The organism is Halapricum desulfuricans (assembly GCF_017094465.1).
Classification (GTDB): Archaea; Halobacteriota; Halobacteria; order Halobacteriales; family Haloarculaceae; genus Halapricum.
Genome location: NZ_CP064791.1, coordinates 1,525,206 through 1,537,043 on the forward strand (window position 1 = coordinate 1,525,206; position 11,838 = coordinate 1,537,043).

The 11,838-nt window shown below is 63.4% G+C and carries 13 protein-coding genes; 6 read left to right on the top strand and 7 right to left on the bottom strand.

What is annotated here, in order from left to right:
- Window positions 1-6 precede the first annotated feature (6 nt).
- On the bottom strand, window positions 7-1,053 hold the full coding sequence (locus HSEST_RS07795; RefSeq protein WP_229120352.1) for a DUF5787 family protein: 1,047 nt from the start codon (window positions 1,051-1,053) through the stop codon (window positions 7-9).
- A gap of 45 nt (window positions 1,054-1,098) precedes the next feature.
- Window positions 1,099-1,533: a bis(5'-nucleosyl)-tetraphosphatase gene (locus HSEST_RS07800; RefSeq protein ID WP_229120353.1), complete on the bottom strand. Its 435-nt coding sequence runs from the start codon at window positions 1,531-1,533 to the stop codon at window positions 1,099-1,101.
- A gap of 177 nt (window positions 1,534-1,710) precedes the next feature.
- Here HSEST_RS07800 and HSEST_RS07805 point away from each other — a divergent pair, with 177 nt between their 5' ends.
- Window positions 1,711-2,235, top strand: a complete 525-nt coding sequence (locus tag HSEST_RS07805) for a CinA family protein (protein WP_229120354.1) — start codon at window positions 1,711-1,713, stop codon at window positions 2,233-2,235.
- A gap of 69 nt (window positions 2,236-2,304) precedes the next feature.
- Window positions 2,305-2,790 carry a metal-dependent hydrolase gene (locus tag HSEST_RS07810; protein ID WP_229120355.1) on the top strand — a complete coding sequence of 162 codons (486 nt, stop codon included), beginning with the start codon at window positions 2,305-2,307 and terminating at the stop codon, window positions 2,788-2,790.
- On the opposite strand, the gene HSEST_RS07815 is transcribed toward HSEST_RS07810, so the two are convergent.
- The gene (locus HSEST_RS07815; RefSeq protein ID WP_229120356.1) at window positions 2,787-3,551 is read right to left on the bottom strand and encodes a PHP domain-containing protein; all 765 of its coding nucleotides are present in this window, start codon (window positions 3,549-3,551) and stop codon (window positions 2,787-2,789) included. The two genes, HSEST_RS07810 and HSEST_RS07815, sit on opposite strands and share 4 nt — an antisense overlap.
- Window positions 3,552-3,633: 82 nt before the next feature.
- On the opposite strand from HSEST_RS07815, the gene HSEST_RS07820 reads away from it, so the two are divergent.
- Both HSEST_RS07820 and HSEST_RS07825 read left to right on the top strand, forming a co-directional pair.
- Window positions 3,634-3,939 (top strand): DUF7565 family protein, encoded by a 306-nt coding sequence (locus HSEST_RS07820; RefSeq protein ID WP_229120357.1) that lies wholly within the window; start codon window positions 3,634-3,636, stop codon window positions 3,937-3,939.
- 84 nt (window positions 3,940-4,023) lie between these two features.
- Complete coding sequence (locus HSEST_RS07825) at window positions 4,024-4,389, top strand: hypothetical protein (protein ID WP_229120358.1); 366 nt, start codon at window positions 4,024-4,026, stop codon at window positions 4,387-4,389.
- Here HSEST_RS07825 and HSEST_RS07830 read toward each other — a convergent pair.
- The 4 genes from HSEST_RS07830 to hmgB form a co-directional block, all read right to left on the bottom strand.
- The gene (locus HSEST_RS07830; RefSeq protein ID WP_229120359.1) at window positions 4,386-4,856 is read right to left on the bottom strand and encodes a Tfx family DNA-binding protein; all 471 of its coding nucleotides are present in this window, start codon (window positions 4,854-4,856) and stop codon (window positions 4,386-4,388) included. The genes HSEST_RS07825 and HSEST_RS07830 overlap by 4 nt on opposite strands.
- An 8-nt stretch (window positions 4,857-4,864) precedes the next feature.
- Window positions 4,865-5,314, bottom strand: a complete 450-nt coding sequence (locus HSEST_RS07835; RefSeq protein WP_229120360.1) for a TRAM domain-containing protein — start codon at window positions 5,312-5,314, stop codon at window positions 4,865-4,867.
- 80 nt (window positions 5,315-5,394) lie between these two features.
- Window positions 5,395-6,561 (bottom strand): hypothetical protein, encoded by a 1,167-nt coding sequence (locus tag HSEST_RS07840; protein WP_229120361.1) that lies wholly within the window; start codon window positions 6,559-6,561, stop codon window positions 5,395-5,397.
- Between the two features lie 222 nt (window positions 6,562-6,783).
- Window positions 6,784-8,118: a hydroxymethylglutaryl-CoA synthase gene (gene hmgB, locus HSEST_RS07845; RefSeq protein ID WP_229120362.1), complete on the bottom strand. Its 1,335-nt coding sequence runs from the start codon at window positions 8,116-8,118 to the stop codon at window positions 6,784-6,786.
- A gap of 105 nt (window positions 8,119-8,223) precedes the next feature.
- On the opposite strand from hmgB, the gene HSEST_RS07850 reads away from it, so the two are divergent.
- Together HSEST_RS07850 and HSEST_RS07855 are read left to right on the top strand one after the other, a co-directional pair.
- The gene (locus tag HSEST_RS07850; protein WP_229120363.1) at window positions 8,224-9,291 is read left to right on the top strand and encodes a Gfo/Idh/MocA family protein; all 1,068 of its coding nucleotides are present in this window, start codon (window positions 8,224-8,226) and stop codon (window positions 9,289-9,291) included.
- Window positions 9,292-9,414: 123 nt separating this feature from the next.
- Window positions 9,415-11,694 (top strand): glucodextranase DOMON-like domain-containing protein, encoded by a 2,280-nt coding sequence (locus tag HSEST_RS07855; RefSeq protein WP_229120364.1) that lies wholly within the window; start codon window positions 9,415-9,417, stop codon window positions 11,692-11,694.
- Window positions 11,695-11,838: the final 144 nt, after the last annotated feature.

The following is an 11,838-nucleotide window of genomic DNA, read 5'->3' on the forward strand; positions in this document are numbered from 1 at the left end:
CCCACATTACTTGTCGTGTCTACCGAGTCCCGGCCGCCGCCGCAGTCGCTGACGGTCGAGCAGTCGCTTGATACCCGCACCCGGCCCGCCGTCGATCGGCCAGCCACGTGTCCGCCAGGCAGGCGGTTCGGGCTCGTACTCCCGACAGCTGCCGTGACAGGCGCTGGCGGTCTGATGGCACTCTTTGGCCCCACAGTAGGGCACGAACCCGGCCGGAACGTCACGCAACTCGAAGTGTCGACAGTCCGGCCGCATCGTCTCGGCGTACGACCGGAACCCGCGTTCGTAGGCCCGCTCGGCGATCGCCAGTCGCTTCGCTCGCTTCCAGTCGGGGTCGACGTACGAAAACCGGGCGGCGGACGCGTCGCGGCCGCCACCGTCCGGGCGCTGCTCGATCCGGGTGCCCGGTTCGTCCGGCGACAGCGACCGCGGCCGCCAGAGCACGCTGGCGCCGGCCCCGTCGACGAGCACGATTCCCGCCTCGACCGGGATGTCCTCCAGCAGCGCACGCGTTGGCTCGTCCTCGTCGTCCGCTGTCGCCACCCACACCTCGTCGGCCAGGCCGACGGCGACATCCCGCTGAAGTTGTTCGCCCAGCACGCGCGCGGCACTGGCGTCCAGGTCCGGTTTGTTCTCGATCGCGATGATCCGCTTGACCCAGTCCGGATAGGTCCACCGTCGCCGGATCTGCAGACGATTCCCCCGCGTTCGCGTCTCGAGGATATCGCGGTCCGCGGCGCGGTGGATCGACTCCCGAACGTACCGCCACGGATAGCCGGGATCGGGCAGAGCGTCGCGATACCACGCCCACTCCTCAGGCGCATACTGGAGTACGTCAAGCAGGTCCGAGTCCAGGCGCGCGTGTCCGAACCGAGCACGCTCGCGAAGCGCGTCCGGATCGGCTTCGATCACGATCGTATCCCAGCGGCGCCGTTTCGTGCCGAGCTGTCGGGCGACGACGATCGGATCACTGCGCGCCCGACCGGGCGGCCAGGATCGCTCGGCCCACTGGCAGACCTGCAACTCGAAGACGAACTCGCTGTCCGGGTCCACGCGTGAGTACAGACGCCACGCGTGGAAAACCGTATCGCTGGCCGGCTAGAGTTCGCCCTCGGCCCCTTTCTCGTTGAGGAACTCGTGGGCCTCTTCGAGAATCTCACGCGGACCGTCCTGCGTGACGGTGTTTATCGCCTGCTCGTAATCACGCCACTGCAGGTCCCGGTGTTCGTTTGAGAGTTCCGCACTCGCCTCGTAGGACTTGGCGATGAACAGGTGAACGGTCTTGTGGATGGTGTTGCCGTCCGCCTCGAAGATGTAATCGTAATCCTCGCGGAACCCGTCGATGAGTCGGAACTCCTCGATGCTTGCTTCTTCTGTCACTTCTCGGATGGCCGTCTGCTGTAACTCCTCGTCGCCTTCGACCCCGCCTTTGGGGAACTCCCAGTCGCCGGGCCGGCTCTTCAACAGGAGGTATTCACGACGGCCACGCGTATCGCGAAAGAGGATCGCTCCCGCGCTCGTGGCCTCTATCATTACTGATGTATATTCGACCGGTACTTAAGAGAATATCGGAGACGCCGAACACGCCTATGACACACGCAAACGGGATGTCTCTTCTGGCCGTCCCGCCAAACGATTCGATACCAATCACCGGCAGTTGCCAGCCCCGACAGCCGATAGTATCACCTCGGTCGCCTACGGAGATACATTATGGACTCCTCCAAGACGACGCGCGATCTGGCCGCGCAGGTTCGAGAGCGACTCCTCGACACAGGCGAAACACTCGCAGTCGTCGAGACCTGCACCGGCGGTGGCGTCGGCAGAGCGGTGACCGCCGTTCCGGGAGCCAGCGACTACCTCGACCGCGTGCTCGTCCCCTACGACTACGACGCCTTGCGCACGTTGACGGGCGTCAATCGCGAGACGCTCGACGACCACGGTGCCGTCAGCGAAGCCGCGACCGTCGAACTCGCGAACGCCGCCCGCGATCTGGCCGACGTGACGTGGGGAATCGCCAACACCGGCGTCGCCGGGCCCGGCGGCGGCTCAGCCGAGATGCCCGTCGGGACGGCCATCATCGGCGTCGCGTACGCCGCCCCCTGGGAGAGCGGCGACTCGGAAACGTCCGCCGAGCGCTATCGCTTCGACGGCGACCGCAACGCGGTCCGCGAGCAGGTCGTCCAACAGTCGCTGCGGGATCTCCTCACGGCCATAGACCGAGAGCGCAACGAGTGAGCGCGGTCAGTCAGCGTGACGGTCCTGCGAGGGAAACGCTTGAGTCGCTGCCGTCCGTCGATTCGATCGATGAACAAACGCGGGCACGTGCTGAACGCCGTCCTGTTGAGCGTCGGAATCGGGATTCTGGTCCAGCCGAGCGGTGACCTTGCGACCGTTCGGATGATCGCGGAAGTGCTCGTCCCGGTGGTGCTCGGGGCGCTGTTCCCGGACGTGGATACGGCGTTCGGGAAGCACCGCAAGACGCTGCATAACTTGCCGGTGCTGGCGGTCGTGCTCGCGTATCCGATCTACTTCTCGAACTTGCAATACGTGTGGGTCGGCGTTCTCACGCATTACGTCCTCGACGTGTTCGGCAGTCGCCGCGGGCTCGCGCTGTTTTACCCGCTCTGGGACGAGGAGTTCAACATCCCGCTCGGCGTGCCCGTCAGCAGCAAGTGGGCGACGCCGATGATGCTCACAGTAACTGCCTTCGAGCTCGTCATCGGTGCCGGACTCATCTACGCCACCCCGCCATCGGTCCAGGCCGCCGCCCAACAGGCAATCGGCCTCTAGACGACCCGGATGTCGTCGAACTGACCGCCGTAAGCGACGTGACCGGGATGGGTCGCCTCCATGTCGGATAACACGACCCGATCGATCTTCTTCCAGGTGTTCTCGTAGCCCAGATGGGAGAACTCGAACAGTTTCCGAGCCCGGTGTCCGTATCCCGATCGGTGGAAGAGTCGTCGGGGGGTCCCGCCTTTGAGTGCCGCCACGAGCGCCGATTCGTCCCCGATTTCCGCGTCGAAGGTCGTCCACACTTCCCCGACGGTCCCCGGGAGATGCGCATACGACGAGGTGAACGCCGGCAGGTCGAGTTCGCTTGCCAGCGACTGTGCGCGCCGGTTGTGCCACGGCAGGTGTTTGGGGTTGTACGCCTCAACCGCATCGATCAGATCGCGATACTTTTCGAGTCGCGTGCGGTCGAGACTGACCGTCAGAAACGTCGGATGTGGCGCGAGGACGGTCGCGTCCTGACGGTGTAGTTCGTCCATCGCTCCCTCAAGCGTGACGAAGTCCGGGATCGGCGCGTCGAGATCGAGCGCCAGCACGTGCCGTCGGTCGTGCCACGGTCCGGTGAAGATCTCCCGGCCCGGCACGACGGTCAACTCCTCGTCACTGTAGGCCGCTGCCCGCTGTTCGATCGTCGGCCAGCGCGTGAAATGCGGCGCGTACACTAGCACGTCCAGACCGCGGGCTTTCGCCCGTTCGCAGATGTCCTCGTCAAGCACCTTGACGTGCAGGTCGACGCGGGTTCCCTCTGTCGCTGTCACTGTTTGGGCTATTCCGGTCAGGGCAATGAGCGTTTCTGATCGCGCCGTAGTTTTATAATCTTCTCGAACGCTACGTGCAGGTATGACCAGCTGGGAATGTGCGATTGAGGGCGACGGCCGAACGTTCGACCGGGTCGAAGATCTCATCGTCCACCAGGCGACAGATCATCAGCGCGTCGAATGTCAGGTCTGTGGCACAGTCCTGCCCGACGGCTATTTCGCGATCCGACACGCCTTCGAGGAGCACAGTCGCGCCGAATACGTCCGCGCGTACGACGCGACGGCGAAGGAGGTCCGCGAACGTGAAAGCATCAAGGAAACGATCGAGAGCGAGGCCGACCTCCGGGAAGTAGTCGATCGACTCGAAGGCGGCTCCAGTTCGTTCTGAATCCGTATCCTCCTATTCCATCAGGATAAATTATATCAATTCGAGTGAGAATATTTATAACGGTTCGCTGAGCGTTCTCGGGTAATGTGGGTGGGACGTACTCGGCGGTTCGGTATCGTACTATCAGTGGTTATTGTCGCGGCTTTCGCTGGTGGGACGACTGTCTCCAGCGGAAACCCCGACCGTGTCTGTGGGCTGGGAGACACGGCAATCGTCGAAGTCGACCGGAGCGTCTCGACGGTGTCGATCAGCGGCAAGGTGACGGAACGGACCGCAGCGAAACTGATCGTCGACGACGGAACTGGAACGGCTCTCGTCTACGCGGATGGCAACGCGACGAGCGGCGATTGCATCACCGTATCCGGCCTGGCACAGCAAACGTCGGGGCTCGATCGGGGCGTCGACATCGTCGTCCTCGCAGACGGAGGTCGTATCGAGAGTCGACGTTAGTCACCACTCGTCTGTCGGCGGACGCGGATTTCCCCGTCCGCGCTGACGGATACGAGCAGGTCCGTCCGGACTTCCCGCCCGACGACGGCGTCCCCGGCGCCGTCAGCGATCTCCCCGAGGAGTTCCGGTGCCGTATGCGGGACCTTCACGTCGGCTTCGTCACAGGCGTCGAAGACATCCGACGGAACGTCATAGAGGTCCGTCCCTGACACGACTTGGACCCGAACCGGCGACCGCAGTGCCTCCGCCACTGCGACGGTGTCACGAGCCTTACGGACGTTTTCCCGCGCACTGGACTCGATGCTGGCGACGTTCGCTCGGGACGTTCCGAACCGCTCGGCGATCGCCGACTGGGTGAGTCCCCGTTCGCGAAGCGCCAGCACCTCGGCCTGACGGCGGGTGAGAATCGACTCATCGGGGTCGAACCCGGCACGTTCGAGAATCGTATCCGCATCAGTTTCTGTCACGGTTCGGTCTAGCTGCCCCAGAAGTTGTCGCGGCTGCCCAGTCGCGGCCCCTCGTCGTCCGCTTCGTCGACGTTGTCGTCGGTTTCGCTCTCGGCGTCGACCGACTCCTGGTCGGCGTCCTCATCCATCGGGAGTCGCTCAAGTTCCCTGGCTTTCGCGTGGTTGGAGTGGACGTTCGTTATCTTCACGCGAGCACGAGCGTCGGGCAGTACGCCGTCAACGAGCACGATGAAGCCGTCGTCGGTTCGACCGACACCGGCACCACTCTCGTGAATATCTTCGATATCGACGACGACCTCCTCGCCGATTGTCACTGGCTTGGATTGGAGGTCCTCGATCGGCTGGTTATAGTGGTTGCACCACTCGGCTCCGCCGCGGTCGCCGTAGTGCTGACACCCCATCCCGGAGATGCGCTCGGTGAACTCGGGGCAGTCGTCCGCAAGTGGACAGTCCGCCATCGTACCTGCGGTTACGCGGGATAGCAGTAAACGCTTGCGGGTTCACATCGGCCGTTACCAGCCGGTTTCGACTACGGCCCCTACTCACACCGGCTGAGGTGATCGGACGAGGTGACGAATCCTTCGTCCCCGAGTCGTTCAGCAACGGGGTCGGCGAGTCGTTCGTTCCCAGGTGCGGGATAGTCGAGCCAGCCGCCGTCGCTGTGGACTCCGCCGTCGACTTCGCCGACGACGTTGTGCAGGAGGGCATGCGTGACTGTCGCGCCGCGGATCGAGACGTTACCGTCGTAATTCGTGAATTCGGTTCCATCGACGACTGCCGCGTAGCCGGGCGTCTCGACGTATCCGATCGGTCCCTCCGCTCCGGCGGTGCCGAGCGTAATCTGGTGGTACGTGCAAAATCGATCGCCGAGTCGCTGTCTCGTATAAAACTGATCGACGTGAGTATCGTCCGTGATCGACACCGGACGGTCAAGTTCCCCACCGCGATCGCCACTGTCGACGACATGCAGCGCGATCCCGCTCGATCCGTCCGGGTTTTCGACCGGCATCGAGGCCCAAACGTCCCGAAGCTGCGTCCGTTCGCTGTCACTGAGTCGTGAGACGCCATCGCCGTAGTCGATCTGCACGTACAGATCCAGTCTATCGGGATCGGCGTCCGGGAGCGGGGCACCGTCCGGCGTGTGCCCGGCACGCTCCCACTCGTCTGCGAGCCCGTCGCCGTCCGTGTCTTCGTACTGTCCGCGAGGGATATCAGTCCCGTTCCCACGGCGGACTGCGTCGTCCGCGAACCGGTCTTCGACCTCGGTGGCCACGTCCCCCTGCCGGATGTCCCTGACAACGTCGTCAACCCCCGTGCCTTCAGTGAGTGCAGCTCCGAACCACGGGAGGACGACCGCGAGCCCGACGAACAGCACGGCGATGAACGCGATCATGAACACAGGTGCCGCTATTGCGGACGATTCTGGCCGAAGTCGGTCGATCCCGCCTGCGAGCCGAGAGCCGACGACACCGACCGAGGTGAGCAGGCGCACGAATCCGGCGAAAAGCAGCAGCGAAACGAGCACAAAGACAGCCAGGAACGCTGCGACCGGCACCCACTCGGGCGCTTGCAGGTGCACGCCCTGCCACTGTCCTCGGACGAACGCCGCGGCTGCAGTAAACAGTCGAAACAGCGTCCCCGAAACCGTCAACACGAGAACGGTCACGACGATCGCCCCGACGATTCTCCGGTCCAGTCGCGGCATGTACGACGGCTATTTCGACGAATCAGTAATAACTCTGTCTACCGGATCCGTTCGGATTTTCCGAGACTTCTCGCCCTGCTCGACATCTCGCTACTCCTTCGCGGGTCACATCCGTTTCCCGCTCCGGTTCGAGATTCCTCGCTACACTCGGAATCTCGCTACTCCACCTCACGGCTCGCTTCGCTCGCCGTTCGCTTTTTCGAGGTCGCTGGCGCGACCTCGCTATTCCACGTACGTATACTTCCGCTCACCCATCCGACCCCAGCCGTCGAAGACGAACTCCTCTTCGGGCGTGGTAAGGGGATCGACGTCGGTCGTCTCGTCGTGGTTGTGCACGTCGTGGATCTTCTCGTATTCGTCCCAGGTGAGATCGTATCGTTCGACCAGCTGGTCGTCGACGTTGAGCTGGGCGATTTCGTCCTCCCAGCCGGGTTGGACCGTCTCGCCGTGGATTTCGGCCTGTGCACCCGATCCGTAAGAGCCGACCAGCAGCCGCGAGTTGTCGAGGTCGATCCCGTTCTCTCGGGCGTGTTTGAGTGCCGAGATGCGAGCAACGTGAACGGAACTGGTGTACCAGTTGCCGACTCGCGAGGAGATCTCGATGGTCGGCGCGACGGCACGCTCGTACCACTCCTGATAGCGGTCGGTTTCGGTCAGCTTGTCCGTGTACTCCTTGAGTGCATCCCGGTACTGTTCGTCGTCGTCGAACGCCTCGGGTCGGGGCTGGCGACCGATCTCCTCGGCGAGTGCGTCCTCGACCTCGGTGTCGCGAGCGACGTGTCGATACCCCAGCGGCGCGGCCTTCCGGACCATGCCCGGGAACGGCGTGTGAAACGGGATGAAATCGAAGTCGTCGGGATGGGTTTCGACCTGCGTCTCGTAGTCCTCCAGCGCTTCACGCATCCGCATGAGGTAGACCTGCATCGAACGTTTGCCGTCGACGCTGGGGAACTGCTGGTTGGGCTTGAGGAAGTCCGTCTCGTCGGCGCTCCCGTACCCCTGCTCGGGCTCGATCGTGACGACGTCCGGGTCCTCGTCGATGAGCATCGCCACGGCACCGGCGCCCTGGGTCGCCTCGCCCGAGTCGCCGCGTTCGTAGAGAGCTGTATCAGTCGTGATCACGAGCGCTGCACGGCCGCGGTTCTTATCGGCGGCGATCCAGTTGACGGCGTCGTCGATGCTCTGCGTGCCTGCGATACAGGCGAACTTCCGCTCGCCCTTGTTGGCGTGATGGAAGTCGTCGTCGTAGATCTGCTCCAGACAGCCCGCGACGTACGTCGAGACCGGCTTGGAGTGGTCGAACGCGCTCTCGGTCGCGACGTCGATCCGGCCGATGTCCTCGGGCTCTAGCCCCTTGCGCTCCATCAGTCGCTTGGAAGCGTTGGCCGCCATCGTCACGATGTCCTCGTATGCGTCCGGGAACGAGCTCGAATGGAGACCCAGCCCCTTCGTATATTTGCCCGGGTCTTCGTCCTTCGCTTCGGCGAACGTCCCCGGAAGGTCCATCTTGAGCTTGCCCGACCGGAACTCGACGGCGTCGATGCCGATCTCTGTCATATACACCCGTTGGGACGGGGAACTGGGTTAAGTGTTTGTCGACTCCTGTTACGTCGATTGTCGAAATACGTCGGGTTTTTGTCCGACGCGCGTCCCACCCCGACTATGGCACAGCGAGTTATTCACGTCGGCTGTGGCGGCTGGGGCGCGATGTGGTGTCACGAGTTCCTTCCGGCGAACGTCGAAGACGGGACGGTCGAAGTCGTCGCTGCCGTCGACCGGAACCCCGACGCGCTGGAGAACGCTCACGAAGGGCTGGGACTGCCCGAAGATCGGTGTTACACCGATCCTGAGCGAGCGTTCGCCGCCCACGACGCCGAGTTCGCGACGCTGGCCGTACCGCCTGCGGAGCGACGACCGCTGGTCGAGAGTGCGCTCGAACACGGGCTGGATCTGCTCACCGAGAAACCGATCGCGCCGACTCTCGATGAAGCGATCGAGATCGCCGATCTGGTCGAGGAAGCGGACGCGAAGATGGCCGTGACGATGAGCCATCGCTTCGACCGCGACAAGACAACGCTCCGGCGGCAGATCCAAAGCGGCGAGTACGGCCCGCTCGACTACCTGGTAATGCGGTTCACCCAGCGATATCGCCAGCGCGACGAATGGGTCGCCGGACGGCCCTACGAGATGGACCACCCGCTACTGGTCGAAGGCGGCGTGCATCACCTCGATCTGCTCGCATCACTCGCGGGGGCGAAATGCGAGCAGCTCTACGCACGCACGTGGAATCCCGAATGGAGCGATTTCAGCGGCGACTCACAGGTCCTGGTGACGATGGAGTTCGAGAACGGCGTCCGGGCGACGTACGAGGGTGCGACGACCAACGCCGTGGCGCTCAACGGCTGGGAGAACGAGTACATCCGCGCGGAGTGTCGCGACGCGACGCTGGAACTCGACGCACGCGAGTTGACCGCCTACCCATACGACCCCGACGCCGAACCCAGACACAACGCGACGGGCCCACCGGAGGGAGAGTCGATCCCGCTGGAAGACGGCGAGAAGTGGATGAACGCGTGGCTCGTCGAACGGTTCACGGAGTGGCGCGCCGGCGGCGAGCCGATGGATACCCGTATCGAGGCAAACCTGCAGTCGATGGCGCTAATCGAAGCCGCGATGCGCTCGAGTGAACGTGACGAACCGATCGCAGTGCAAGAACTGCTCGAGAAGTGAATATTGTTGTCAGGAAGTCCGGGAAGGCAGTCTGTGAGTCGTCTCGTGCCCGGAGACGGCAGTTCCCTCGATTCACGGAAAAACCGTGATGTTTTTGTTCCTCGCGTATTATCATCTTTAGTCATGAGACGGAGACAGTACCTCAGCAGTGTCGCAGGTATCAGTGCAGTGTCAGCACTTGGTGTCCAGTCGGTCGGAGCAGAAGTCAGCCAGCTGTCGAGTCTGGCGGCCCAGACTGACGGGACGATGACGATCAATGACCCCGAGGGCGACGACATCGGGCCGGGTTCGTATACATACCCGGCGAATCTAGAAAAGGGACAATTCGACGTTACACAACTCGACGTCGAAGAGACCGATACCCACTGGGAGTTCACGGCCCACATGGGCGTCCAGAACAACGGATTCGACAACGACGCCGGGTTCAGCACGCAGGTCATCCAGCTGTATATCCGGGATCCGAACGCGCCCGACGATGCGCCAACGTCCTCGGAATCGCGACTGGGTGCTGTCTCGACGTTCCAGAACGAGTATCATTATCGGGTACACGTCCAGGCCGGCAACACGCTGCTCGAGCACGCCGGGCAGGATCCGGAAGGCGAGGATTACGAGCCCCTCGTGTCCGGCTTCCCCGCGTCCGGCGATACCGAGAACAACACGATCAGCTTCTCGGTTCCCAAGGAGCCGTTCGATACCGCGAACTTCGCCGAGATGAGCGGCGCGATTATGATGTTCAGCCAGGACGGGTTCGGCGTCGGCGGCATCCGACAGGGCTTCGTATCAGGCGAGGCCGCCGACTGGAAGTTCGGTGGTGCCAAAGAAGGTGCCCTCGAGAGCGCACCGCGAGTGATCGATCTCGTCGGTCCGGAAACGGTCATCAATCAGGAGGAGGCCCTCGCCTACAGCGAGGGATCGCCGCCGTCGATCCCGCTGTACAGCATGGCCGATCTGGTGGCCGGTGGGACGATCAACGATCCCGAAGGCGACGATAACGGACCGGGGACGTACACGTATCCGGCAAATCTAGAGAAGGGACAGTTCGACGTGACCGGCGTCGATCTGAACACGACTCCGGACCACTGGGAGTTCACGGCCCACATGGGCGTCCAGAAGAACCAGTTCGGGCTGGACGCCGGGTTTAGCTCGCAGGTCATCCAGCTATATATCCGAGATCCGAACGCACCTGACGATGCTCCTACCTCGGCCGAATCGCGACTGGGTGCTGTCTCGACCTTCCAGGAGGAATACCACTACCGAGCACACGTCCAGGCCGGCAACACGCTGATCGAGCACGCCGGGCAGGATCCGGAAGGCGAGGACTACGAGCCCCTCGTGTCGGGCTTCCCCGCCTCCGGCGATACCGAGAACAGCACCATCAGCTTCAGCCTTCCGAGAGATACGTTCGACTCCGATCGCCTCGGCGATCTGAAGATAACGATGCTGGTGTTCAGCCAGGACGGCTTCGGCACCGGTGGTATCCGACAGGGCTTCGTCACTGGCGAAGCGTCCGACTGGAACTTCGGCGGCGCCAAAGAAGGCGCGATCGAGAGCGCACCGCGGGCACTCGATCTCGTCGGCCCCGACAACGTCGTCGAACAGGAGGAGAGCCTCTCCTACAGTGCGGGTTCGCCGCCGTCGATCCCGCTGTTCAACGTGACCTCGCTGGTGACCGGCGAGGCTGCCGTCGGAATTTCGGCAGTTGCGGCCCCAATCGGCGACGTCTGGGCGACCCTCGATGGGACACTCAACGGGACGAACTCCGAAGCTGACGGGGACGTCGATCTGACCTACCAGTGGGAACAGACCGGTGGGCCCGAGGCCGAAATCGCTGACACGAGTGCCGCGGAGACGACGTTCACGGCACCCGAGGTCCAAGAGGAAACGACGCTGGAGTTCACGCTGACCGTCACCGATCCGGACGGCAACGAGGCCACCGACACGACGACAGCGACGATCAAGCCACAGTCAGCGAACGACGCGCCGATCGCCGACGCCGGCGAGGACCAGACGGCCTCGCCCGGCGACGCGGTCTCGCTGCAGACAGTCAACTCGGAAGACCCCAACGGCGGGACGCTCTCCTTCCAGTGGACACAGACCGGTGGGACTCCCGAGGTCGATCTGCTCGGGGCAGACAGTTCCGGAGCAGCCTTTACCGCGCCGGACGTCGACGAGGAGACGACGCTGACCTTCGAGCTCGCCGTCAGTGACGGTCAGGGCAAAACCACTACCGACACTGTGAGCGTCACCATCTCACCCAGCGACGGAGGTGGCACCGAGACCGAGACCGAATCCGGAGACGGCTTCGGTCCCGGCTTCGGTGCGGTGACCGGTCTGGTCGGTGCTGCGGGCGGTGCCGCATACGCGGCCAAGAGCCGTCTCGGTAGCAACGAAGACGAAGAGTAAGCGTTCTCGTTTTCGTTCGTTGACTCATCTTCACGATCGATGGATGGTTTTATTATACTCGTCGTCTAACTCAGCGGCTACGACGCAGTTCCCGTTGGCTCCCGGTGCGGTGCCGGAGCCAGCCGCTGCGCGAAGCCCCAACAG

What these genes read in the sequence shown, in the direction of transcription:
- HSEST_RS07800 (WP_229120353.1), bottom strand. Translation starts at nt 1,533, where the DNA reads ATGATAGAGGCCACGAGCGCGGGAGCGATCCTCTTTCGCGATACGCGT.
- HSEST_RS07805 (WP_229120354.1), top strand. Translation starts at nt 1,711, where the DNA reads ATGGACTCCTCCAAGACGACGCGCGATCTGGCCGCGCAGGTTCGAGAG.
- HSEST_RS07810 (WP_229120355.1), top strand. Translation starts at nt 2,305, where the DNA reads ATGAACAAACGCGGGCACGTGCTGAACGCCGTCCTGTTGAGCGTCGGA.
- HSEST_RS07820 (WP_229120357.1), top strand. Translation starts at nt 3,634, where the DNA reads ATGACCAGCTGGGAATGTGCGATTGAGGGCGACGGCCGAACGTTCGAC.
- HSEST_RS07825 (WP_229120358.1), top strand. Translation starts at nt 4,024, where the DNA reads ATGTGGGTGGGACGTACTCGGCGGTTCGGTATCGTACTATCAGTGGTT.
- HSEST_RS07835 (WP_229120360.1), bottom strand. Translation starts at nt 5,314, where the DNA reads ATGGCGGACTGTCCACTTGCGGACGACTGCCCCGAGTTCACCGAGCGC.
- HSEST_RS07840 (WP_229120361.1), bottom strand. Translation starts at nt 6,561, where the DNA reads ATGCCGCGACTGGACCGGAGAATCGTCGGGGCGATCGTCGTGACCGTT.
- hmgB (WP_229120362.1), bottom strand. Translation starts at nt 8,118, where the DNA reads ATGACAGAGATCGGCATCGACGCCGTCGAGTTCCGGTCGGGCAAGCTC.
- HSEST_RS07850 (WP_229120363.1), top strand. Translation starts at nt 8,224, where the DNA reads ATGGCACAGCGAGTTATTCACGTCGGCTGTGGCGGCTGGGGCGCGATG.
- HSEST_RS07855 (WP_229120364.1), top strand. Translation starts at nt 9,415, where the DNA reads ATGAGACGGAGACAGTACCTCAGCAGTGTCGCAGGTATCAGTGCAGTG.